Below are 25671 nucleotides of genomic sequence, written 5' to 3' on the forward strand. Positions count from 1 at the left end.
AATGCAGAATGCTTTACTAGGAGGATAAGATTTTGTTTTTTGTAGAAAAGAAATCTGAGAGAAGATTAGAAGAAATACAAAAATATATTTATAGACAGAAAATAAATATTCCTATGGAATATAAAGAGGAAGATGTTTATAAGTCCTGCGCTTTAGAAATGAAGTGGGGCGGAAGAGACAAGGTGGTTTGGTTTAAAGGACAGGTTGCTGTACCTGAGAACTATATGGGAGAAAAGGTCGCAATTTTTTCAAGCATTGCAGAATATAATTTTCCTGAGATTAACCCAGAAGCCTTAGTATATATAAATGGTTATGCCTTGCAGGGATGCGACGCCAACCATAGAGAAATAGTAATACCAGAAAGATTTCTAGAGGCGGGGATTTTAGATATAGAAATAAAAGCCTTCAGTGGATATAAAGAAAGAAAAAATAGATTTCATGGGGTAGAGTTAGTTACTATCGATACGGATACAGAAGAACTATTTTACGCAATGAAGATGGCTCGCTTAACTGCTCTAACCTATGAAAAGGACGACTATGCTAGAGAAAGCATACTAGCTGTAATTGACAGAGCTTTAAACAAGCTTGATTGGAGAGCTCCAGGAAGCTGTGAGTTTTATGCTTCTGTAAGCAAGGCTCTTAACTTGCTAAAAACAGAGCTTAAGGAGCTTACATTAAATACAAATAGGCCCGTTGTAAACAGCGTTGGACATTCACATATTGATGTGGCTTGGTTATGGCAGCTTAAGCATACTCGTGAAAAGGCGTCAAGAACCTTTTCTACTGTTTTAAACCTCATGGAACAGTATCCAGAATATAATTACTTTCAGTCTTCCCCACAGCTTTATCAGTTTATAAAGGAAGACTATCCTGAAATCTATGAAAGAATTAAGGAAAGAGTTAAAGAAGGAAGATGGGAAGTTAACGGAGGCATGTGGGTTGAGCCTGACTGCAATGTAAGCTCAGGTGAAGCATTGGTAAGACAGTTTTTGCTTGGAACAAGATTTTTCGAAAAGGAGTTTGGAGTTAAAAATGATATACTTTGGATTCCAGATGCCTTTGGTTTTAACGGTAACCTTCCTCAAATAGCTAAAAAGAGCGGCTTTAAATATTTTGTAACCACAAAGCTTGGTTGGAGCCAATTTAACAGATTTCCATATGACAATTTTAAGTGGAAGGGACTAGACGGCAGCGAGCTTTTAGTAAATCTAATGACCATGCCTGAAGATCCAAGATACGGAGAAAGCTGGGCTTATTCATACAATGCAGATACAAATCCTTATGTTTTAAAGACCATGTGGAAAAATTATAGACACAAGGATATGAATAATAAAGAGCTTCTTATGGTGTTTGGTCATGGTGATGGCGGCGGCGGCACAAATAGAGAGATGATAGAGGAGCTTTACACCACTGAATATGTACCCACTGCCGCTGTTTGCAAAATGGGAACTGTAAGCGGGTATTTGGAGAGGTTAGAAGAAAGACTTAAAGATAAGCTTCAGCTTCCAACCTGGAATGGTGAACTTTATCTTGAAGTTCATAGAGGTACATATACTTCTCAAGGCTTGAACAAGAGATACAATAGAAAAACTGAAATACTGATGCATGATGTGGAAGCACTTAATTATTTTGCTGTAAAGGATGAAGCTTATCCACAAGAAAAAATAAATAAGACTTGGGAATTAATACTGTTGAATCAATTCCATGATATACTTCCTGGATCTTCTATAAAAGAGGTTTATGAGGATAGCATTGAGCAGTACAGGAAGATTACTGAAGATGGAAAAGCTTTAAAAGAAGCAGCTTTAAAGGAACTTATATCAAACATCAGCATTAATGGTGAAAGTGTAGTTGTGTTTAACACCTTAGGATGGATTAGAAGCGGATATATTTATATAGAGAAAAAAGAAGCCAGCTGCATATTTACTGATAAGGGAGTTAAGCTTTCAAGCCAGGTAGTAAAACATGAAGGTAGAGAGTGCTATATGGTTTATGTAAAAGATATTCCTTCCTACGGATATAAGGTTTTAGATATAGAGAAAGAAGAAAACAGCATTGAAGGTGACGCATTAACAATAACTAATAACTTTCTTGAAAATAAATTCTTTAGAGTTAAGCTTAACGGAAAAGGGCAAATTACTTCAATATACGATAAGCTCAATGATAAGGAAGTTCTTGAAGAAGGTAAAGCCGCAAATGTCATTACAGCTTATGAAGATAAGCCAATAAATTTTGATGCTTGGGATATTGATATATTCTATAAAGATAAAGGCTATGAAGTAGATAAACTTATAAGCGCAGATATATTTGAATCAGGTACTGAAAGAGGTACCTTGAAGCTTAAGTGGGAATATATGAATTCTGAAATAGAGCAGCAGGTTCATATATACAGTGAGCTTAACAGAATTGATTTTGAAACAAAAGTAGATTGGAAGGAAAGTCAGACACTGCTTAAAGCAGCCTTCCCAGTAGACATTCATTCAACTAAAGCAACTTACGACATACAGTTTGGAAATATAGAAAGACCAACACACTTTAACACCAGCTGGGATTATGCAAAGTTTGAGGTTCCAGCTCACAAGTGGGCGGACCTTTCTCAAAGGGATTATGGAGTAAGCATTTTAAATGACAGCAAATACGGCTATAGCATAAAGGAAAATGTTATGGAGCTTACCTTGATAAAATCACCCATATATCCAGATGAGACAGCAGATAGGTGTGAGCATAATTTTGTTTACAGCTTGTACCCCCATAAAGGAAACTTTGTTGAAGGGGATACTGTTAAGGCTGGCTATGAGCTTAATTATCCCTTAACAATTGCTTATGGACATAAAAATAATGGAACTATGGCTAAGGAGCATTGTTTTGTTCATTCAGCTATTTCAAATGTAATAATTGAAACTATTAAGAGAGCAGAAGACAGTAATTCCATGGTGCTTAGGCTTTATGAGTATGCTAATGGAAGCTCAAAGGGAACTGTGAAGTTTGACAGAAACATTAAGGCTGCTTATGAGTGCAGCATGCTTGAGGAGAAGATATTTCCTGTAAGCTTTAATGAAAACACAATAAATTTAGAGTTTTCACCATATGAACTTAAGTGCATTATGGTAGATTTTGAATAGATGGGGTGAAGATATGATACTAATGCCATTTCCAAAAGAATTGAAATTAAAGGAAGAAAAATTTTTATTAAAGAGAAACGCAAAAATAGTTTTGGATTCAAGCTGCAACTTTGATGACTTGGAAGCAGCAAAGCTTCTTCAGTCTCAGCTTAAAAAACTATTAGGCTATACAATGCCTATAACAAAGACTTTTTCAAAGGAAGAGGGCTCAATTTTTTTAACTAGCACTAAGGCTGACAGTGAGGCTTATAGCTTGGAGATAACTTCACAAGGTATAGAAATAAGGGGTAAAGGAAGTGCGGGCTTATTTTACGGAGTTCAAACACTTATCCAACTAGCAAAGCAAAATGGAGTAAGTCTTAAGTGCGTATTTATTGAAGATGAGCCTTACTTTAAAAACAGAGGTTTCTACCATGATGTGACAAGAGGAAGGGTACCTACTCTGGAAACTTTAAAAGAGCTAGTGGATAGACTGGCTTCCTATAAAATAAATCAGCTACAGCTTTATGTAGAACATACTTTTGCTTTCAAAAATATGAGCGAGATATGGACTGGAAAGGATCCTTTGACAGCAGAGGAAATACTGCTTTTAGACGAGTACTGCAAAAAGCGTCACGTTGAACTGGTACCTTCCATAGCAACCTTTGGACATCTTTATGAGGTTTTATCAACTAACAGCTTTGGGGACTTATGCGAGATTGAAGACAGCAAAGGAAAGCCATATTCCTGGGTTGACCGTATGAGACATAATACCTTGGATGTATCAAATGAAGGAAGCATAAAGCTTGTAGAATACATGATAGAGGAGTTTCTGCCTTTATTTAGCTCTAACAAGTTTAATATCTGCTGTGATGAAACCTTCGACCTTGGAAAGGGAAAGAATTTAGAGCTTGCACAAAAGGTTGGCTCCGGAAGACTGTATGTAGATTTTTTAAACAAGGTTATAGACATAGTTAAGAAGTATGATAAAAAAGTTATGTTCTGGGGAGATATTATCCTGCATCATCCAGAACTCTTAGGAGAGATACCAAGCGATGTAACCTGCTTAAACTGGTTCTATGGAGCAAATCCAAAGGAAAAAGATACACAGGTTATAGCAGAAAGCGGCATTCCTCAATATGTTTGTCCTGGGGTTAATGCTTGGAATAGATTTATGTGTAATTACGATGAAGCCTTTCCTAATATCACAAAGATGATTGAATATGGAAAGAAACATGGTGCTGTAGGAGCATTAAACACAGACTGGGGCGATTTTGGGCATGTGAACCTTCTTGGTAATTCTATACCTGGAATGATTTACGGAGCTTCACTTTCTTGGAATCCAGAAGGTGAAAAAGATTTTGAAAAAGTTTATGAAAATATCTCTAAGCTTGAATATGACGATAAATCAGGAAGAATAGTTAGTCTTCTTAGAGATTTGTTTAAAGCAGAGAGAGCAAACTGGTGGCACGTAACTATGTGGAGAGAGGCTAAGCTTTTAAAAGAGCCTGAACTGGATAAATGGTATGACGTGTTTAGAAATATAAAAATAGAAGAAATAGTCGCAGGTTATAATAATTCTAAAAAGCTTATAGATGAACTTATAAGTCTTGTACCTTCTCTTTCACGTGAAAAGAATACAGATATTGAAGAGCTAGTAGTTTCAGCTCAGGGACTTCCTATTTTAAATGCTCTGTTCACTGTGATTAAAAAGTACGACCTTGGACAGACAGAGCTAGAGCTCCTAGAAGAACCAAAAACTATTGCTGAAGAGCTTGAATATTGGCTTGCTGACTACAGCAGAGTATGGAGAATAAGAAACAAGGAAAGTGAGCTTTACAGAATAAGAGAAAATGTTGAGTATCTCTGCGACTTTTTAAGGAGAGTATAACAAATGAAAGATAAAAATAATATACCTTCATACAAAAATCCTGAGCTGCCAATTGAAAAAAGAGTTGAGGATTTGCTTTCCAGGCTGACCTTGGGTGAAAAGATTACTCAAATGTTATTTAACAGCCCGGCCGTAGAAAGGTTGGACATTCCGCAGTACAACTGGTGGAATGAAGGGCTTCATGGAGTGGCGAGAGCGGGAGTAGCAACAGTTTTTCCTCAGGCAATAGGTCTCGGGGCCACCTTTGATGAAGAGTTTATGGAAAAAGTAGCTGAGGTTATATCCGATGAAGCAAGAGCAAAGTACAATGAACATTCTGCTATTGGCGACAGAGGAATATACAAAGGCCTAACTTATTGGTCTCCAAATATTAATATATTTAGAGACCCAAGATGGGGAAGAGGACATGAGACCTATGGAGAGGATCCTTATCTAACCTCAAGAATGGGTATTGCCTTTATAAAAGGACTTCAAGGAAACGATCCAAAATATAAAAAACTTGATGCTACAATAAAACACTACGCTGTTCACAGTGGTCCTGAAGGCAAGCGTCACGAGTTTAATGTGGATATAGACATAAAGCAGATGAGAGAAACCTATCTTTATGCCTTTAGAGAGTGCGTAAGAGAAACTGAGGTTTCAGCAGTTATGGGAGCTTATAATAGAGTAAATGGAGAACCTTGCTGTGGAAGCAAGACTCTGCTTGAAGATTTCTTAAGAAAAGAGTGGGGCTTTGAAGGCTATGTAGTATCTGACTGCGGTGCAATCTGCGATTTCCACGAGCATCATAAGGTTACTCACAATGCTGCAGAATCCAGCGCCATGGCTGTAAATAACGGCTGCGATTTAAACTGTGGAAATGCTTATACTTATTTAAAGGCTGCAGTTGCTTCAGGAATGATACCTGAAGAGAATATAGATAAAGCGCTAAGAAGATTGCTTTTTGCAAAATTTAAATTAGGAATGTTTGATGCACCTGAAATAGTACCTTATAGCAATCTTAACTACGATAGCATAGACACCAAGGAAAATAGAGAGCTTGCACTTGAAGCTGCTAAAAAGTCAATTGTACTTTTGAAAAATGAAAAAAACACTTTGCCTTTAAACAAAGATATAAAAGCTATAGCAGTAATAGGTCCAAATGCAGATTCAAAGGATGTACTGCTTGGAAATTATAATGGTACTCCTTCAGAATACTCAACTATGCTTCAAGGCATAAGAAATAGAGCATCCAAGAATACAAAGATTATTTATGCTGAGGGCTGTGACTTAACTAAAAAAGATGTTGGCTCTTGGGCTGTGGATTTAATACCTGAAGCTGTTATTGCAGCTAAAAAAGCTGATGCAGTAGTTATATGCCTTGGACTTTCGCCAAGAATAGAAGGAGAGCAGGGAGATGCCTTCAACTCAGACGCCAGCGGAGATAGAATAGATATAACACTTCCAGGAAGACAGGAGGCGCTTCTAAAGGCTGTGGCAGAAACAGGCAAACCGATTATTCTGGTTTTATCAAATGGAAGTGCAATTGCTTTAGGAGATACTGAAAAATATTCTTCAGCTATACTTGAAGCTTGGTATCCAGGCGAGGAGGGTGGAAATGCGGTTGCAGATGTTATTTTTGGCAACTATAATCCAGCTGGAAGACTTCCTGTAACCTTTGTAAAGTCTGTAGAAGATTTGCCAGATTTTGAAGACTATGATATGGAAGGCAGAACCTACAGATTTATGAATAAGGAACCATTGTATCCTTTTGGGTTTGGCTTAAGCTATACAAAATTCAATTATTCAAATCTAAAGCTAAGCTGCAAGGAACTAAATCCTCAAGAAGATATAGATATATCGTTTGAAATTGAGAATGTTGGAGGTTTTGATGGAGAAGAGGTCGTACAGATTTACTTGAAGGACTTGGAAGCTTCTACGACAGTTCCAAATCATTCGCTTGTCGCTTTAAGAAGAGTAGCCTTAAATAAGGGTGAAAAGCAAGCTTTAAGCTTTAAAATTAAAGCCAGACAAATGGCTGTTATAAAAGAAGATGGTAGCTGTGTTATTGAGCCAGGAAGCTTTGCTGTTTACGTAGGTGGCAGTCAACCCGATGAGCTAAGCAAGAGGCTAACAGGTGGAGATATGCTAAAAGATACCTTCTTCATTAATGGGGAGGAAATGATTATTGAATACTAAAAGAAGCAGCGGAATAGAGTAATTTTTAAAGGATTGAGTAGACGTTTTTAATAAATAACTTCTTCACACAAACATACTCATTTTCATACTATGAATTAAAGCACTATATGGAGTGAGTATGTTTTGCTATACGCACTAATTTTAGCAGGAGGAAAAGGACTAAGGTTATATCCATTATCAAGAGAAAAAAATCCCAAACAGTTTCTGAAGGTGATAAATGATAAGAGCTTTTTGAGAAACACAGTGGACAGAATAAGACCTTTGGTAAACAAGGAGAACATTTATGTTGTAACTAATGAAGAATATTTAGATAAAATCTATGCAGAACTTCCCGATATAAACAGAGATAACATCTTTGTTGAGCCAGAAAACAAGGAAACAGCAACATGTATAGGATTATCTGCAGTTAAACTTTTAAAAAGGGACAAAGATGCTACAATGATAGTTCTTCCCTCAGATCATTATATTGAGGGAGATAAGATGTTTATAGATACTCTTTCTCAAGCTGTAGAAATTGCAGAGAGGAGAAGAGGACTAATAACCATAGGAGTATCCCCTACAAGGCCTGAAACAGGCTACGGATATATTGAGATGGGAGAAAGAATTAATGGCGATATTGCTTCCTATAAGGTTGAGAGGTTTACAGAAAAGCCAAATATTGAAGTAGCAAAAGATTTTATACTAAAAGGAACCTATCTTTGGAATAGCGGCATGTTTGTATGGAGAGCAGATGTATTCCTAAGAGAAATGGAGAAATATCTTCCTAAGATGTACAAAAACTTAATGACTATATATCAGCATATAGGAGAATCAACAGAGCACGAAGTAATAAAAGACCAATACAGCCTTATTGATGGAATATCTGTAGACTTCGGAATAATGCAAAAGACTAGGAAGGCTTATGTTATAAAATGCGAATTTGTTTGGGACGACATAGGAAGCTTTGCAGCTTTAGGAAGGTTTTTGAATAATTACCGAGACAACAATATATCAGGTAATGCATTCATGGAACAAAGCGAGAACTGTTATGTGTTTGGAAAAGATAAGCTTATTATAGGCTTTGGAATAAAAGATTTGGTTATAGTTGATGCAGGGGATGTGCTGCTGGTTATGGATAAGAATAAGGAACAAGAGGTTAAACATCTTGTAAATGAAATTAAAAAGATAAATGAATTAGGTGAATACCTGTAAGAAAAGGCTTTGGTGGGAGAATATTGCCCTCACCAAAGCTTATTTTATATTCTATATTAAGATGTAGAATATAATAAAGCTTTATGCTATAATACTTATTAATTTGGTAAGATAGGGATGATTTTCCATGAAGATAGATTTAGAAAAAATCATAAAAAATAAGGACATAACAAAACTGGAGCAGCATGTCCTAGAATATATTATAAACAATATAAATAGCGTGATGAAGATAGGGGTTAGAGGAGTAGCAAAAGAAAACTTTACTTCAACTTCAACAATAATGAGGCTTGCAAAAAAAATGGGCTATGACGGTTTTGTAGATATGGTATATAATCTAATACCTTTAGTAAACAAAGATCAAGTTAAGGAACATGAAATTAAAGATAAGATGGATGGGATGGATTTAGTAAATTTACTTAAATTTATTTCTGAAGAGGATGTAAATGTTTTTATAAATCTTATGAAGCATGTGAACAACAAGCTTATTTTTATATATGCTACTGGCTTTTCAAAGATAGCTGCTGAGTATCTGAACAACAGATTGGTTATAACTGGCAGCAAAAGCATATTTTCAAGCGGAAGTGATTCAATAGGTATATTTGAAAACCATCTCGATGACATGGCAATGTTAATAGTTATATCTAAATCTGGAGAAACCAAGACTGTATTAGATAAGGTAATAGCAGCAAAACAAAGGGGTATAAAAGTAATCTCTATCACAAGAGAGATAGAAAATAGCATTGCAAAGGCATCAGATATAAACTTTAAGATATTTGATATGAATAAACTTGACGATAGAAACTATTATCCAAATACATTCTTTCCTAATGTATGTATGCTTATAGAGTATTTAATTTTTAGGTATTTAATTGAACAAAACAGGACAAAATGAAAACGTGTTACCTTCTGAGGTAACATGTTTTTTTAAGCCCTAAATCTATTCACATCTGTAATCGTTACATTTATAATCAAACTACAGCAAGTCGTAAGACAAAATTTCATAAAAAATATAAGATTAGGGGGACAATCCTATGAAGAAAAAACTTATGGATGCTATGCAACAGTTTTCCAAAGGTATGTTTGTACCAGTTCTTATTCTTCCGATTGCAGGTTTGTTAATAGCATTTGGTAATCTGTTTACTAATGCAAAGCTTGCAGAAATAATGCCATTTTTGAAGGCGCCAGCAATAAATGGTTTTGGAAGAATGCTTTCAGGTTCCTTGGTTTCAATTCTTACAAATCTAGGACTTATTTTCTGTGTTGGTCTTGCAGTAGGCCTGGCGAAAGAGAAGAAATCTCATGCAGGTTTCACAGCGGTATTATCTTATTTAGTTTATATCAATGCAATGAATATTTACATGAGCATCAACAAGCTGCTAGTACCAGCTGACAAGTTAAGAGGTTCAGGTCAAGCAATGGTTCTTGGTGTTCAAGTATTAGACATGGGTGTTTTCCTTGGAATAATTCTTGGAATAATAGTAGCACTTATTCACAACAGATATGTAAATACAGAGTTTGACGGTGCATGGCAAACTTATGGTGGACCAAGACTAGTATTTATAATTCTTATACCAATAATGGTGTTGCTAGCAGTGATCTTTACTTATGTTTGGCCACCAGTACAAGGTGCGATTTCAAGCCTTGGAAACTTTATAAGAGCTACAGGTAACTTTGGTATATTCCTATATGGTTTACTAGACAGACTTCTTATACCAACTGGTCTGCACCACTTAGTTTATACTCCGTTCCTTTATACGCAAATAGGTGGAGTTGCTGAAATAGGTGGAAAAGTTATAGAAGGTGCTAGAAATATTTACTTTGCAGAAATAGCAGATCCAAAGATATTAAGATTGTCATCAACAGTTATATACGATGCTCGTGGTCTTTCAAAGATGTTTGGTCTATTAGGTGCAGCATTAGCTATGTATCATACTGCTAAGCCATCAAAGAAGACTGCAATAAAGGCTATACTAATTTCAGCGGCTGTAACTTCTTTAATAGCTGGTGTTACAGAACCACTTGAGTTCTCCTTCTTATTCACTGCCCCAATATTATTCGTAGCGCACTCAGTGCTGAATGGATTAGGTATGGTTGTGTTAAATATATTTGACGTAAGAGCTATAGGACCAAATGGAGTTATAGATTTCTTGCTATACAACATACCACTTGGAGTTGCTAAAACAAGCTGGCCAATGTTTATATTAATAGGTTTAGTTCAAGCAGTGGTTTACTATTTCATATTCAGATTGCTTATAACTAAGTTGAATCTAAAAACTCCAGGCAGAGAAGAGGAAACAGAAGAGACTAAGCTTTACAGCAAAAAAGACTATGTTGCTAAGCAGGAAGGTGAAAAGTCTGGAAATGCTAATGGAGATTTAGCTGCTACAGTAGTGGAAGCTTTAGGTGGAGCAGACAACATAGAAAAAGTTGACAACTGCTACACAAGATTAAGACTTATAATTAAGGATACTAGCAAGGTTGATCAGACAGCCCTAAAAGGTACAGGTGCTAGTGGTGTAATTGTAAAAGACAGAAACGTTCAAGTAGTTTATGGATTACAAGTAACAAAAATAAGAAAAGCAGTGGATGATTTTTTAGGAATCCAAGGTGAATAAAGTTTTCTTTTAAGAAGACAATTAATATATTGGAATGCACGGAATTTATAATTCCGTGTACTCCATTTATCAAAACTATTAAAAAAAACAACTATTAGAGGTGAAAAATCTATGAAGAAATTCATATTAACTATAGCTGGTGGAGGAAGCACATACACTCCAGGAATTATAAAGAGTTTATTGTTGAACAAGGAGCAATTCAAGCTTGAAGAGCTTAGAATGTACGACTTGGATGCAGAACGACAAAACAAGGTGGCAGTCGTTGTTAGAGAAGTTATAAAGGAAATGGATCCAGAGTTAAAGCTTACTTTAACTACAGATCCGCAAGAAGCTTTCACAAATGCAGACTTTATATTCGCTCAAATGAGAGTTGGAAAGTACGCCATGAGAGAGCACGATGAAAAGATTCCTCTAAAGTATGACGTAGTTGGTCAGGAAACTTGCGGACCAGGAGGAATGGCTTACGGATTTAGAACAATATTTCCAATGGTTCAGTTAATAGATTACGTTGAAAAGTATGCTAAGAAGTCTTATTGGATAGTTAATTATAGTAATCCTGCTTCAATAGTTGCAGAAGCTGTTAGAAGGCTGAGACCAAATGCAAGAGTTATGAACATCTGCGACATGCCTGTTGGAGCTATGAGAAACATATCTGCAATACTAGGCTGCAAAAGAGAAGAATTAACAGTTGAATACTTCGGGTTAAATCACTTTGGATGGTTTACTAAAGCTTATGTAAATGGTGTAGACAGAATGCCGGAAATATTAGAGCACACTAAAAAACATGGATTGCTTTTACCTGATATGTCCAAAGTAGACGTACAACACTCTGACCCATCATGGTTAAAGACTTGGGGAAATATAAAATACTTGGTTGAAATGTTCCCAGAATATTTGCCAAACCCATATATGCAGTACTATTTAATATCCGACCATATAGTTGAAAATGCAAACAAGGAAAGAACAAGAGCAAACGAAGTTATGGAAGGAAGAGAAAAGAAGTTATTCTCAGCAGTTGACAGATACAATGATACTGGAGAAATGGATACTAGTGCGTTCTATGTTGGCGTACATGGACAGTTTATTGTTGATGTTGCCATGTCGTTAGCATTTGATCTAAGAAAGAGATTTTTAGTAATAGTTGAAAATAAGGGTGCTATTGCAAACCTTCCAGATGATGCAATGGTTGAAGTTCCAGCGTATATCACTTCTAATGGACCTGAAGTAGTAAGAGTTGGAGAAATTCCGTTATTCTACAAGGGATTAATGGAACAGCAATTAGCGTCAGAAAAGCTTCTTGTAGATGCAGCTATAGAAGGCTCCTATACAAAAGCATTAATGGCATTAACTATGAACAAGACAGTTAAATCTGCCTTCCAAGCTAAGAAAATACTAGACGATTTTATAGAAGCAAACAAGGGCTATTGGCCAGAACTGAAATAATAAATACTTTTAACAATAAAACTCTGAGGAGAGCAAAATCTCCTCAGAGTTTTTTGTTATAATTAATATCAAAGTAAAAATGGACAAATATAGCTGTTTTATAAGTGTAGGGGCTAGGATTTACTCATTTCAATTAACAAATAATGTGAAGTTGCATTTGGTTTTATTGTTATGATTTCTTCAGTTATCTCTAGGGCATCCTTAGCATCAAGGCCTATATTATTAATGTAGGAAGTGCCCTCAATTTGGATCAAATAAGCCTGACGACCTTCCTTAACAGGGAATATAATTTCTTTATCTGTATCAAGTTCCAGGGTATAGAGATTAACATCTTGATTGATTTTGATCGGAGCATTTCCTGTTTTTCTGGAAACAAGATGAAGCCATTTGTTTTTTCTTTGATTCCATTCGAATTCATAATCACCATAGTTAGGTTCGTAGCCATTGTTATCTGGTAATATCCAAATTTGGAGAAAGCGACCGGGCTTGTCACCATAGTTAAATTCGCTATGAAAAACTCCAGTACCTGCACTCATGTATTGAACCTGACCTCTAGTTAATGTTTTTGTATTTCCCATACTGTCACCATGAGTCAGTTCACCATCTACCACATAGGAGACTATTTCCATGTTTCTATGTGGATGAGTGTCAAAACCTGTTCCTGGCTCAATTATATCGTCGTTTAAAACTCTTAGTACACCAAAGTTCATATTGTCAGGATTATAGTACTCAGCAAAGGAAAAATGAAATATACTTTTTAGCCACCCAAGGTTACTGCGTCCCATTTTTTTATTTTCTATCTTTCTTAACATTTATACAATACCTCCGTTTACTATTATTTACTGATTTTATATATTTATAATTGATAATTATTATTAATTGTTATATAATTAATAATAAAATAAGTTAGTTACTTTTGTCAAGTAAATGCTTAAAGGTAATTAATTTGAACCTTAAAATTAATTAGCTGCCATTAATGTTATATCCATGAAACTTAAGTATAAACATGGGTATAATAAATTTAATTCATTAATGAGGGAAGGGAAGTAGAAGTATATGTCAAAATTATTTTCAAGTTTTAATATTAAGAACATAGAGCTTAAGAACAGAATTGTAATGGCACCTATGTGTATGTACAGCGCAGATAACGATGGAAAAGCAAAAGAATGGCATTACATGCACTATGCTTCAAGAGCAGTTGGAGGGGCTGGGCTTATTATTCAGGAAGCTACAGCTGTGGAGTCTAGAGGAAGAATTACAGATAAGGATTTAGGAATATGGGAAGATTCTCAGATTGATGGTCTAAAGAGAATAGTTACCGAATGTAAGACCTATGGAGCGACAATGGGTATACAGCTAGCTCATGCAGGAAGAAAATGTGAAGTAAGAACAGAGGATATAATTGCACCAAGTGCGATTGCTTTTAGTGAAGAATATAAGACTCCATTAGAGATGAGCAGGGAGCACATTAACACTGTTGTAGAAGCCTTTAAGGCCGCAGCAAAGAGAGCCAGCGAGATTGGGTATGATGTTATTGAAATTCATGGGGCTCATGGATATTTGATAAATGAATTTTTATCTCCACTTACTAATAAAAGAACAGATGAGTATGGTGGAACTCCTGAGAATAGAGCAAGATTTTTAAAGGAAATATTATATGCAGTTAGACAAGTTTGGTCTAAGGATAAAGTAATAATTTTAAGAGTTTCAGCCGAGGATTATACACAAGAAGGCAATCATTCTGATGACTTAGCAGAAATGATAAACATGGTGAAATCAGAAGGATTAGATATAGTTCACGTAAGCTCAGGAGGAGTTGTACCAGTTCCTATTACACCCTATCCAGGCTATCAAATAAGGTTTGCTGAAATAATAAAGGGCAAAACAGGTCTTCCGGTTATAGCTGGTGGACTTGTAACTGCTTCAGATATGGCAGAAGAGATTGTTCAAAACAATAGAGCGGATTTAGTTTTCCTGGGTAGGGAACTATTAAGAAATCCTTATTGGCCATTGAGAGCTGCTCACGAGCTAAGGGCTGAGGTAGAGTGGCCAAAACAATATGATAGAGGTAAGTTCAGAGGATAATAAAAGAGCTCCAATACTTTTGACTGGTATTGGGGCTCCCAATTAATATAGCTTTAAGGGTTTATCTGGAGAAAGACTCTTCCTTTTATAAACTAAGAATAAATGTCGGAAAATTCAATGCTAACTTTTTCAACCTTACTATCAATAGCAGCAGGACTGTATTCCTGGACACCTTCAATGATATCTGGGATTGGATTTATAGGCAGTTCAATTAAAAATTCACTCCCATTTCCTAAATGGCTTTTAGCTGAAATATTTCCTCCATGCATTTCTATAAGAAACTTTACAATAGAAAGTCCAAGTCCGCTGCCTTCTACTTTTCTTCTAAGAGAAGAATCAACTTGTCTAAAGGCTTCAAAAATTTTATCAAGCATATCTTCAGGAATACCTATTCCAGAGTCTTTTACAGAAATAAGTATATTGTCAACATTATCATGTATACTAACCTTAATATTTCCGCCTGGTTCAGTAAACTTGATTGCATTAGATAATAAATTTAATATAACCCTTTCTAGTTTTTCTGCATCACAAGCTGTATATTTTTCTTCTACATCAGTATCAAAAATTAATTCAATTCCTTTACTGCTTGTATAATCAACAACTGAAAGTGTAATATCCTCAATTACCTTTACAATATTGCATTTATTAAGTTCAAGTTTATAATAACCGATTTCAAATTTATTTAAATCTATCAAATTATTAATTAATCTAAGAAGTCTGTAGCAGTTTTGTTTCATAATCTTTAAGTATTTATTCAATGAGGCTCCATTATATAGTTTCTCTAAAAGCTGAACAGAACCAAAAATTATGTTTAATGGGGTTTTTAACTCATGAGATATGGTGGAAAAAAGCTGAGTTTTCAACCTGTTATATTCCTGCGCTTCTTTTAGGAGTTCGCTTTTTTGTGAAACTGTCTCCTCTAACTGACGTATTTTTTTGCGTTCAGTAATATCTCTTATGATACTTGTAATAAAAAAATGACCTTCATTTTTAAAGGAAAAAGCACCAGTTTCAATATCAATCTCTGTTCCATCATGAAGTATTAGTTTGTATTCCGAATAATCCATTACTGACTCATTTTGATGAAGCTTTGCTATTTTTTTAAAGGCTTCGTCCCTGTAGTCGGGATGTATTTTAGCCATAGATCCACTTTTCTTTCCAAGGATATCTTTTTTGCTCTGCTTCAATAATTTAGAAGCTGCTTGATTTACTAAAAACAATTTGTTATCCCTATATACTAAGATACCGTCAGGAAGAAGCTCTATAAGTCTTCTATAGAGCTTCTGGTTTCTTATAAGTTTGTTTTCAAGAATAGATTTTTGCGTGATATCTCTAAAATTTATAACAGTACCTATAGGCTTATTATTGAGTATAAGTGGATGAGAGTATCTCTCCAAAACTCTTCCATTTTTTAAATATATAATATCTTTATATTCAACGGATATATCAATTATTTTTCTTGTACTTAATATGAAAGCTTCAGGGTCCACTAATTGATTCTTTAAATAATGCGTAATTTTCCATATATCTTTTTCTAATATAGCCTTTTGGGGTATATTCCATAATTCATTAAACCTTTTATTAATATGAAGAATTTCTTCATTATAATCGATTACCAATATTCCATCAGTAGCTGATTGCAAGATTGCTTCCAATATAGTCTTACTATTTTTTAAGTTCTGTTCATACAGTACCGTATCCCTTATTCTAAGCTCTTCAATAAGCTCTTCTTTAGTTTTGTCTTCGTAACACATCTCAATCCCCCTGAGAAATATATACCATTTCTACAAATAATTCCAAATACCTAATATTATACATACTTATCTATACAAATTCAACGAGATATGTGTCGAATAAAAAATGTCAAAAAATAAAAATAGCGGCTATTATCTAGCCGCTTATTTTATGCAGTTAATTTAACTTTGCCAGAGGCTTCAGCATTGAAAGCTTCTCTGTCAAATTCTCCTTCAGAGTCTGCAACCAGTAGTGCAGCTACAGAAGCTCCAGTAACATTTGTTGCAGTTCTTGCCATATCTATTACTGCATCCACTCCAAGAAGCATTGCTATACCTTCAACAGGAAGTCCCATACTTGCAAGAACTACTGTTGACATAATGGAAGCGGTTCCTGGAACACCAGCAGTACCAAAGGATGCGATTGTAGTTACTAATATAAGAATAACGTACTTGCCAGGTGATAGAGGCATTCCATAAACATTAGCTATAAACATTGCAGCCATTACTGGGTAAAGACCACCGCAAGCATTCATACCCATGGAAGCTCCCATTGGAGCAACAAAGTTTGCAATTTTTTCAGAGATTCTTACTTTCTTAGTCAAGCTCTTTATAGTAGCGGGTAAGGTTCCGTAGCTGCTTCTTGTAGTAAATGCAACTACCTGTGCTGGATAAATAGCCTTAAAGAACTTCAATGGATTTACCTTAGCAACAAAAGCTAAAAGTCCTGTGTGTACTACTGCAACCTGTATTATGCAGGCTATATAAACTGCTATAACAAACTTTCCAAGAGGTAATAGTGTTGAAAGTCCATATTTTGCAGAAACTGTAGCCATAAGGCCAAATACACCATAAGGGGTAATGTCAAGCACAATATCCGTAATTCTAAACATAACTTGAGCAAAACCATTTATAACAGAAATTACTGGTTTTATAACTTCAGGCTTTTTAGCATTTTCTATAGCTATAGCAACTCCAACAAACATAGAGAATACTATAACTGGAATTATTTTTGCATTTGCAGCATCTGCTATAGGATTTGAAGGTGATAAATCGACTAATACCTTTCCAAAAGTAGGTATTTCCTTAGCCTTGTAGGAAGCATCCTTAACAAGTTGAACTCCAGAACTAGGATCAGTAACAAGACTAACTAGTAAGCCAATTACGCAAGCTATTGCAGTTGTTGCTACAAGCCATGCTAAAGTTTTAACACCAATGCTCTTAATTTTATCTGGTCCCTCAAGATTAGTTATACTTGAGATAATAGCTGATGTAACTAAAGGAATAACAAGCATCTTAATCAAGTTAATATATATCTGACCTAGAGGTTCTATGATTAAAGTTGTTTTTGCAAATGCTGCACCAACAGCAACACCTAGAATCATTCCTATTAAAACTCTATTTCCAAAGCTTACTTTTTTTCTACCTAAAAAGTATAAAAAACCGACTAATAATGCTGAAACTAATAAAACAATATATTGTGAATTCATTATAAAGCCTCCTAAAAATTTGTGTTAAATTAATTTGTAAATAGATTAAAGCTTACCGCTTGTATACAGGCGCCTTAGTATACAAGCAAAATAAAAAACCTCCTGCCTCGGTATAAATATATACAGAGGCAGAAGGTATACTTCCGCGGTTCCACTCTGATTAGGCGTAAAACGCCCATCTCTCATCAGACACATGCATGTCATAGCTCTATAACGGGAGCATCCGTATCAGCCTACTATTCTTCGGCCTACTGCTCACAGGGGCACTTCAACCATTTTCCAACATAAAGCTTTCTCAGCCTAGAAGCTTCTCTCTGTATGTGTCCTACAGTCTACTTTTCCTGATCACTGCATTTAAATTACAATTCATAGTGAATTACTATGAATTAATTATAAAAGCAAAATGTTAAAAAATCAATAGTTATTTTAATAAATTATTATTAAAGTGTTAGCGAATGTTTACCAATTTAGTCATATTTGATAAAATAGTAGTGAGTATTTAGCAAAGGAGAGCAATGATGACAAAACAACTAAAAGCTGACTTAAGCTTGCTTGCAGTAACGGTAGTATGGGGAGCCAGCTTTCCAATTATGAGTATAGCATTTAAGAGTGTACCGCCCTATTCCTTTATAGCAATGAGGTATATACTATCAGGTCTAATCTTGGGTATATTTTTTATAAAAAGGTTTAACAATTTTAGCAGGGAAATGCTTAAGCCTGGAATTCTTATAGGTATAGCATTAGGAATAGGATGTATACTTCAAGCTGTTGGATTGACTTATACAACTCCAAGTAAATCAGGCTTTATAACTGGACTGAATGTTGTGCTTGTTCCTATTTTTATAGCTTTTATATATAAAAAAATTCCTGATTTTAAAACAAACCTTGGAGTTGTACTTTCAGTTTCTGGCTTAGCTCTAATGTCTATTAGTGGTAAAGTCGGTATAAATTTTGGCGATTTTTTAACCCTTTTAAGTGCTGTTGCCTTTGCGGTGCAAATAATTTTAGTTGATAAGTTTGCAAAGGATAGTGATTTGGCAGTATTAACTACCATAGAGTTCTTAGTGGTAGGATTTCTGTCTTCAGTACCAGCAGCTTTTATTGAAGGCTTTAAAATAAATCTAAACTTATTTGCAGTGGGAGCAATTATTTTTACAGCGCTCTTTTGTACAATCTTTGCTTATGGACTGCAAAATGTTGCTCAGGCTTATACAACACCAACACATACTGCAATAATATTTCTAGCTGAGCCAGTGTTCAGTGCTATATTTTCCGTTTTTATTGGAGATAAATTAAGTGGAAGAACCTCTTGGGGATGTTCTTTGATACTGCTTGGAATGATTATTATAAATCTAAAGATAGATAGAAAGGGTGACTAGAATGAGAATACTTTATTATGATTGTTTTTCTGGGATAAGCGGAGATATGAATTTAGGCGCACTTATAGACTTAGGTGTGAATAGGGATTATCTTGTTAATGAGCTTGGAAAACTTAATGTACATGGATATAAAATTGAGGTCAAAACTGATGAAAGAAAAGGTATAACAGGAACAAAGGTTAAGGTTACACTTGAAAGTGAAGAACACGAATATCATCATCATCAACATGAGCATGAATCTCATCATTATAACCATGAACATAATAGTCATACGCATCATGATCATAAACATGAGGATGAGCATCACCACAGGAATTTACAAGACGTTGAAGATATAATAAATGATAGCTCACTAAGTGACAGGGTAAAGAATTTGAGTCGTAAGATGTTCCTAAAGGTAGCTGAAGCAGAGGCTAAAATTCATGGCAAGAAGCTTATGGATGTGCATTTTCATGAAGTCGGAGCACTGGATTCAATAGTTGATATTATAGGATCTGCAATTTGTTTAGACTACTTAAAGGTTGACAAGGTAATGGCATCTTCAGTTGAGCTTGGAGGCGGTTTTGTAAAATGCGCCCACGGCTTATTCCCTGTTCCAGCCCCAGCAACAGCAGAGATTTTAAAGGGTGTTCCAGTTAAGCTTGGAGCAGTTCAGGTGGAAACAACAACTCCAACAGGTGCTGCAATTCTAGCTGCTACTGTTGATGAGTTTACTGATAAGAAGGATTTTATTATTGAAAAGGTGGCATACGGAATAGGCCAAAGAGATACTGTTATACCTAATGTTTTAAGAGTATATCTAGGTGAAATAAGAGAAAACTCAGTATATGATCATACAGCTGTTGATGTTAATGATAAGGCTTATGAAGAGGCGTATATCCTTGAATGCAATATAGACGACATGAATCCAGAGCTTTATGATTATGTTATGGAAAAACTCTTTAACATTGGAGCTATGGATGTATTTATGACTCCGATTATAATGAAAAAAGGAAGACCTGGAATAAAGCTGAGTGTACTTTGCAGTATTGAAGCTGAAAAAATAATGACACAAACACTTCTTACAGAAACTACAACTTTAGGAGTCAGAAAACATAAGGTTGAGAAAACTATGCTTAAAAGGGAATTTTCAAAGATCAGCACTAAATACGGAGAGATAACAGTAAAAACTTCTCTTTTTAATGGAGAAAAAGTAAAATGCAAGCCAGAGTATGATGACTGCAAGAGGCTGGCTAAGGAAAACAGCATAGCTATAACTGAAATCTATTCAGAGGTTAATCGAGTATTGAGCAAATAGGGGATGGAACGTAATGGTGAATAGTGAAAAGTATATGAAACTTATCAATTATTTAAAAGGCATGGAGAGCGTAGTTGTTGCTTACTCTGGCGGAGTAGACAGCACATTTTTGCTTAAGGCATGCCAGCTAGCTCTTGGACATAGGGCAATAGCCCTTACTGTAGTATCACCTTATATACCTAAGTGGGAAATTGAAGAGGCAAAGGAGCTTATTAAAGATATAAAGGTGCAGCATGAATTTTTAGAGGTACCTGTAATAATTGATGAAATAAAATTTAACCCCAGTGACAGATGCTACCTTTGTAAAAAAGCAATATTTACTAAGATAACAAATGTGGCAAAGGAAAAAGGGTATAGGTATGTACTAGACGGCACAAATGCTGATGATTTAAATGATTACAGGCCTGGACTTAGGGCTTTGGGAGAGCTTAAGGTTAAGAGTCCGCTATTAGAGTGTGGACTAACTAAAGCTGACATCAGAGAGTTTTCAAAACAACTTGGACTGCCTACCTGGGATAAGCCGGCTTATGCCTGCCTTCTCTCTAGAATTCCATATGGTGAAGAGCTTAAGGTAGAAGAATTTGCAAGGATAGAGAAAGCTGAAAAATATCTTATGGATTTAGGGTTTAGAGCGGTAAGAGTTAGGACTCATAAAGATTTGGCCAGAATAGAGGTTCCAAAGCAGCATATCAGAAGATTTTTTGATGAAGATCTGATGGATAAGGTATCGCAAAAATTAAAATCCTTTGGATTTAAGTATGTAGCACTAGAGATGGAAGGCTATAAGATGGGAAGCTTGAACAGCGAATTAACAATGAAAAATTGATCGCTAATTGACAGGAGAGAGATTTATGAATGAGAAGGACCTAACAAGGATGCTGCAGGATATAAAGGACGGGAAGCTAAGCGTTGAAGAAGGTACAGAAAAACTTAAGGATTTGCCTTATAAGGAACTTGGTTTTGCCAAAATTGATAACCATAGAGAGATGCGAGTTGGCTATCCAGAGGTTATTTATTGTCAGGGAAAAACCGTAGAGCAGGTCAAGCAGATAATTGAATTTATGGCGACTAAAAATAATAACATACTTGGTACAAGGGCATCCGAGGAAATGTATGAGGCTGTTAAGGAGATTTGCCCTGAGGCAGAATACAATAAGCTGGCAAGAACAATAACAGTAAAAAAGAAGGAAATCGAGGTTCCAGACACTTATATAGCTGTAGTAACGGCCGGAACTTCAGATATACCTGTAGCTGAAGAGGCCGCTGTAACTGCTGAAATTTTAGGGAACAAGGTTGAAAGAATATTTGATGTAGGGGTAGCGGGAATACACAGACTATTTAATAGACTTGATTTAATTAGAGGGGCAAAAGTAGTTGTTGTAATAGCAGGAATGGAAGGTGCCCTTGCAAGCGTTGTAGGTGGGCTTGTTGATAAACCTGTTATTGCAGTACCAACAAGTGTTGGCTATGGAGCAAACTTTGGAGGATTGTCAGCGTTATTATGCATGCTTAATAGTTGTGCTAGCGGAATTAGCGTAGTAAATATAGATAATGGGTTTGGAGCCGGTTATTCGGCAAGCATGATCAATAAACTTTAATAGTCAGTATAAGCAAAGCACAAAGCAATAAAATAGCTTTGTGCTTTGTTGTATGGAAAAATTTTAAAGATGTGGTATACTATTATTTATAATTTAAAGTTTCCTAAAAAGGAGATAGTGATATGAAACTGAAAAAGATAACTGCAGCTTTACTATGCATACTGTTAGTTTCAGTAAATGGCTGCAGGAAAAATATAGAACCGAAGCAAGAAGAAAAAGATCCAATTGAAGGCAACATAACAATTTGGAGTGCTAAAGAAAATACAGAGCTTTTAAAGCTGCATGCTGCCAATTACAATAAAATACACAGCAAAGTTACGATAAATATTACGGAAATAGTGCCTAGTGAGCTTTCAGATAAACTTCAACTTGCACTGATGTCAAAAGATAATGCTCCAGATTTGATTTGTTTAGAGGATGAAGACGTTCAGAGCCTTCTACAAAAACGAGCCGCTTTACTTGAAGAAACTGGGAACGATTTAAAGAAAGAAAATTATTTAAAATATAAAATAGAAAATTTAAGTTTCGAGGGAAAGATATATGGCTTTCCACTAACAGTAAAACCAGGGGTAATTGTATTTAGAACTACTATATTAGAAAAAAATGCAATCAATCTTGAATATATAAAAACCTGGGAGGATTTTGCTTCGCTTAAGCTTAACTCAGCACTTCCATTTGAAGACGAGAAGTTTTATAGAGTCATGCTTAATCAGTTAGGTGGTTCATATTTTGATAAAGAAGGAAAAGCTGAGGTTAATTCAGCAAAAGCTTTAAGAGCTTCAGATATGATAAAAAAGCTATATTCCTTAGGTAATATTAAGAGTGCTAAGAATTTTGAAGAAATAGCAGGCCTATTTGAAAAAGGCAGTACTGACAGTGCTTTAATAAGTACTGAAAGCCTTGGAAAAATATACAAGAAACAACCAGAGCTTAAGGAAAAGCTACAGCAAATTAAGCCTCCTGCCTTTGAAGAAGGAGGAAATCAATCTATTTGTTTTGGAGGTGCAAACCTGCTATTAATAAACTCAAGCAAAAACAAAAGTATAGGTTTAGATTTCGCAAAATTTGCAGCTGAAAATAGGAATAGCCTTAAATCAGAAATGAACGAACTATTAGCTGTACCAGCTTATACTGCATATAATGATGAAAAAGGCTTTGGAACAAAGCTTTACTTAGAACTTGCTGAAGAACTGAATGGGATAAATTATACAAGCAAGTTTTCAGGTATTAAAATTCCTATTCAAAATGAATTATCAAATAATATAATAAAAGGTAAAGATACAAAGATCATATTAGAAGAACTTCAAAAGAACCTCTCAATACAGCTACAATAGTATTGAGGGGTTCTTTATTTAAACTTTTGAAGGCAACTCATAAACTTTTCTATAGACCTCTAAAGTATCTAAAGCTGTCTTTTCCCAGGAAAAGTTCTTAGCTCTTTCAAGGCCTTTCATGCTGTATTCTTCTTTTAGCTTGGAATCATTTAAAAGCTTTACTAGTGAACTTTCTAATTCTTGTTCATTATAAGGATTTATAAGTATTCCAGCATCCCCAACTACTTCAGGTATGGAGGTTAAGTTAGAAGTTATAACAGGTGTGCCGCAGTTCATAGCTTCTAACGGAGGAAGTCCAAAGCCTTCATATAATGATGGATAAACAAAAGCTTCGCAGCCATTATAAAGTATTGGAAGGTGGTCTTCGGGTGCAAAGCCAGTAAATATAATTTTAGAAGCAAACTCAAGATTAGTAGAAAATTTGCTTAGATACTGACCTTGATCTCTTGTTGCGCCAACTATTACTAAATTATAATCAGCATCTAGCTGTTTATAAATCTTTGCAAAAGCAGTTATTAGAGCCTTTACGTTTTTTCTTGGACTAAAGCCTCCAATATATAGGATAAATGGATTGTTAATACCGTAGGTTTTAGATAAAAAGCTTTTACAGTATTCTTTATCTAAAGGCTTATATTTTTCATCTGCAGCTAAAGGGGTAACAAAAATTTTGTCTGGATCTATAGGAAAAAACTTTAAAATATCTTGCTTAGACCATTCAGAAACTGTTATTAAAGCATCGCTTAAATCAAGTACCTTTGGAACCTCCTTTAAAAATTTTAACAGATAGCCTTTACCGACGGTTTCAGGCATGATATAAGGTATCAAATCATGAATTGTTGCTATTTTCTTGCACGGCATATTTTCGCTTAATCCAATTCCGTTTTGCGGAACATGGTAAATATCTATATCGTTTCGTTTTGTATTTTCTGGGAAAAAGTTTTGCTCAAAAAAACGATGGTGCTTTTTAGATGCCATTACAATTTGAGAGTTGAGTTGCTGAAACTCCTCATAACTGTTTCCTGACCAATATATATGGTAATAATTTTCTTTATCCAATCTTAATAGGTTCTTCAAAACATTATCTGTATAAGTACCAATTCCAGTGCCTCTATACCAATTGATACCACGTGCATCAATTGCAATCCTCATCCAATCCTCTCCTCTAAATTGATAAAACCGTAAAATGAGTCTATATATTAATAATATTATACTGTCTTAAAAAATGTTCCATTTTATATAAGTCAATCACACACTTTTAGGGCATCTCATATAATACAATTATAGCAATATTTTGGAGGTACTCCTTTGAAGATAGATGAACTTAAGCAGTTAGTAGAACAAAGCTATGGACTTGAGGTTATAGAACTTGAAAAGATTAAGAATGTATATAGAATAAAAACTTCTGACGATGATTACTGCTTGAAAGTGATAAAATATGAGTTTCCGCACTTTTGGTTTATTGTAGGTGCTATAAAACATCTTCAAAGCAAAGGTTTTGACAGAGTTCCGGAAATAATTAAGACTAAAGAAGGTAAGGACTATGTCAGCATAGACGAGCTAAATGCTTATCTTACAAAGTGGATTAGTGCAAGAGAGTGCAACTATGATAATCCATTGGATGTCTCATTAGCCGCAGTAAAGCTTGCAGAGCTTCATAACAAAAGCGAAGGTTTTATGGTAACAGAAACTATGAAGCCTAGGGTTTATTGGTATAAGTGGCCGGAGAATTTTAGAACAAGGATGGAGGAAATACTGGATTTTAAAAAGAAGATAGCATTAAAAACAGAAAAAACAGATTTTGATTATTTGTTCTTATCGGAAATGAATAAGGAGCTCAGCAGAGCAGAAAGAGCTGTAGAAAATCTTTTAGAGAGCAGTTATATGGAAAAAATCAGTGACGATATAGTAAAGTCTGGTTTTTGCCACCATGATTATGCTCATCATAATGTACTTATTGAAGAGCGCGGAAGTGTAAATATAATTGATTTTGATTACTGTATCTTAGATACAAATCTGCATGATCTAGCCAGTCTTTTGATAAGAAAAATGAAAAATGGAAAGTGGGATATAGAAAATGCAGTTCATATACTGGACAGCTATGACAGTGTCAGGAAAATTGAAAGACGGGATGTTGGAATAATGGCTGCGTTTATGGAATTCCCACAGGATTACTGGCAATTAGGAATACAATATTACTGGGAAGGCCCTCTTAAAAGTGAAGATTTCTTTGTTAAAAAATTGAACAAGATTTATGAAGATAGAGAAGAGAAACAGGAATTTATTGAAGAGTTTAGAAATTTTAAATATGGACATTAAAAATGAAGTAAGTAAATTGA

At 35.1% G+C, this 25671-nt stretch carries 18 protein-coding genes and 1 other annotated feature; of the genes, 14 read left to right on the forward strand and 4 right to left on the reverse strand.

Annotation, left to right across the window (positions count from 1 at the left end):
• The first annotated feature begins 32 nt into the window (after window positions 1-32).
• The 7 genes from NBE98_RS14975 to NBE98_RS15005 all read left to right on the forward strand — a co-directional run bounded on the left by NBE98_RS14975 (window position 33) and on the right by NBE98_RS15005 (window position 12419).
• Complete coding sequence (locus NBE98_RS14975; RefSeq protein WP_250815821.1) at window positions 33-3122, forward strand: alpha-mannosidase; 3090 nt, start codon at window positions 33-35, stop codon at window positions 3120-3122.
• A 13-nt stretch (window positions 3123-3135) separates the two neighbouring features.
• Window positions 3136-4992 carry a beta-N-acetylhexosaminidase gene (locus NBE98_RS14980; protein ID WP_250815822.1) on the forward strand — a complete coding sequence of 619 codons (1857 nt, stop codon included), beginning with the start codon at window positions 3136-3138 and terminating at the stop codon, window positions 4990-4992.
• Between the two features lie 3 nt (window positions 4993-4995).
• Window positions 4996-7170, forward strand: a complete 2175-nt coding sequence (locus NBE98_RS14985; protein ID WP_250815823.1) for a glycoside hydrolase family 3 C-terminal domain-containing protein — start codon at window positions 4996-4998, stop codon at window positions 7168-7170.
• Window positions 7171-7293: 123 nt separating this feature from the next.
• Complete coding sequence (locus tag NBE98_RS14990) at window positions 7294-8361, forward strand: mannose-1-phosphate guanylyltransferase (protein WP_250815825.1); 1068 nt, start codon at window positions 7294-7296, stop codon at window positions 8359-8361.
• Between the two features lie 133 nt (window positions 8362-8494).
• A complete protein-coding gene (locus tag NBE98_RS14995) occupies window positions 8495-9253 on the forward strand; it encodes a MurR/RpiR family transcriptional regulator (RefSeq protein ID WP_250817592.1) in 759 nt (252 codons plus the stop codon).
• Window positions 9254-9392: 139 nt separating this feature from the next.
• Window positions 9393-10976 (forward strand): PTS transporter subunit EIIC, encoded by a 1584-nt coding sequence (locus NBE98_RS15000; RefSeq protein ID WP_250815826.1) that lies wholly within the window; start codon window positions 9393-9395, stop codon window positions 10974-10976.
• A gap of 111 nt (window positions 10977-11087) precedes the next feature.
• Window positions 11088-12419 carry a 6-phospho-alpha-glucosidase gene (locus NBE98_RS15005; protein ID WP_250815827.1) on the forward strand — a complete coding sequence of 444 codons (1332 nt, stop codon included), beginning with the start codon at window positions 11088-11090 and terminating at the stop codon, window positions 12417-12419.
• 113 nt (window positions 12420-12532) lie between these two features.
• Here NBE98_RS15005 and NBE98_RS15010 read toward each other — a convergent pair whose 3' ends face one another.
• The gene (locus NBE98_RS15010) at window positions 12533-13231 is read right to left on the reverse strand and encodes a pirin family protein (RefSeq protein ID WP_250815828.1); all 699 of its coding nucleotides are present in this window, start codon (window positions 13229-13231) and stop codon (window positions 12533-12535) included.
• 244 nt (window positions 13232-13475) lie between these two features.
• On the opposite strand from NBE98_RS15010, the gene namA reads away from it, so the two are divergent.
• Window positions 13476-14504 carry an NADPH dehydrogenase NamA gene (gene namA / locus NBE98_RS15015; RefSeq protein ID WP_250815829.1) on the forward strand — a complete coding sequence of 343 codons (1029 nt, stop codon included), beginning with the start codon at window positions 13476-13478 and terminating at the stop codon, window positions 14502-14504.
• Window positions 14505-14596: 92 nt separating this feature from the next.
• Here namA and NBE98_RS15020 read toward each other — a convergent pair whose 3' ends face one another.
• Both NBE98_RS15020 and NBE98_RS15025 read right to left on the reverse strand, forming a co-directional pair.
• Window positions 14597-16258 (reverse strand): sensor histidine kinase, encoded by a 1662-nt coding sequence (locus NBE98_RS15020; protein ID WP_250815831.1) that lies wholly within the window; start codon window positions 16256-16258, stop codon window positions 14597-14599.
• Window positions 16259-16407: 149 nt separating this feature from the next.
• Window positions 16408-17727 (reverse strand): dicarboxylate/amino acid:cation symporter, encoded by a 1320-nt coding sequence (locus NBE98_RS15025; protein WP_250815832.1) that lies wholly within the window; start codon window positions 17725-17727, stop codon window positions 16408-16410.
• A 121-nt stretch (window positions 17728-17848) separates the two neighbouring features.
• Window positions 17849-18085: a binding site (T-box leader), on the reverse strand.
• 160 nt (window positions 18086-18245) lie between these two features.
• Between NBE98_RS15025 and NBE98_RS15030 the strand changes: the two genes are divergently transcribed.
• The 5 genes from NBE98_RS15030 (at window position 18246) to NBE98_RS15050 (ending at window position 23335) form a co-directional block, all read left to right on the forward strand.
• Window positions 18246-19106: a DMT family transporter gene (locus NBE98_RS15030; protein WP_250815833.1), complete on the forward strand. Its 861-nt coding sequence runs from the start codon at window positions 18246-18248 to the stop codon at window positions 19104-19106.
• Between the two features lies 1 nt (window position 19107).
• Window positions 19108-20403: a nickel pincer cofactor biosynthesis protein LarC gene (larC, locus tag NBE98_RS15035; RefSeq protein WP_250815834.1), complete on the forward strand. Its 1296-nt coding sequence runs from the start codon at window positions 19108-19110 to the stop codon at window positions 20401-20403.
• A 13-nt stretch (window positions 20404-20416) separates the two neighbouring features.
• Window positions 20417-21229 (forward strand): ATP-dependent sacrificial sulfur transferase LarE, encoded by an 813-nt coding sequence (gene larE / locus NBE98_RS15040; protein ID WP_250815835.1) that lies wholly within the window; start codon window positions 20417-20419, stop codon window positions 21227-21229.
• Window positions 21230-21278: 49 nt separating this feature from the next.
• Entirely contained in the window at window positions 21279-22001 is a 723-nt protein-coding gene (larB, locus tag NBE98_RS15045) for a nickel pincer cofactor biosynthesis protein LarB (RefSeq protein WP_432432688.1), read from the forward strand.
• A gap of 122 nt (window positions 22002-22123) precedes the next feature.
• A complete protein-coding gene (locus tag NBE98_RS15050; RefSeq protein WP_250815837.1) occupies window positions 22124-23335 on the forward strand; it encodes an ABC transporter substrate-binding protein in 1212 nt (403 codons plus the stop codon).
• Window positions 23336-23353: 18 nt separating this feature from the next.
• Here the strand turns inward: NBE98_RS15050 and NBE98_RS15055 are convergent, their stop codons facing one another.
• Complete coding sequence (locus NBE98_RS15055) at window positions 23354-24484, reverse strand: glycosyltransferase family 4 protein (protein ID WP_250815838.1); 1131 nt, start codon at window positions 24482-24484, stop codon at window positions 23354-23356.
• Between the two features lie 156 nt (window positions 24485-24640).
• Between NBE98_RS15055 and NBE98_RS15060 the strand changes: the two genes are divergently transcribed.
• Window positions 24641-25651: a CotS family spore coat protein gene (locus NBE98_RS15060; RefSeq protein ID WP_250815839.1), complete on the forward strand. Its 1011-nt coding sequence runs from the start codon at window positions 24641-24643 to the stop codon at window positions 25649-25651.
• The last annotated feature ends 20 nt before the right edge of the window (window positions 25652-25671 follow it).

Source organism: Clostridium swellfunianum (assembly GCF_023656515.1).
In the GTDB taxonomy this organism is placed as follows: Bacteria; Bacillota; Clostridia; order Clostridiales; family Clostridiaceae; genus Clostridium_AT; species Clostridium_AT swellfunianum.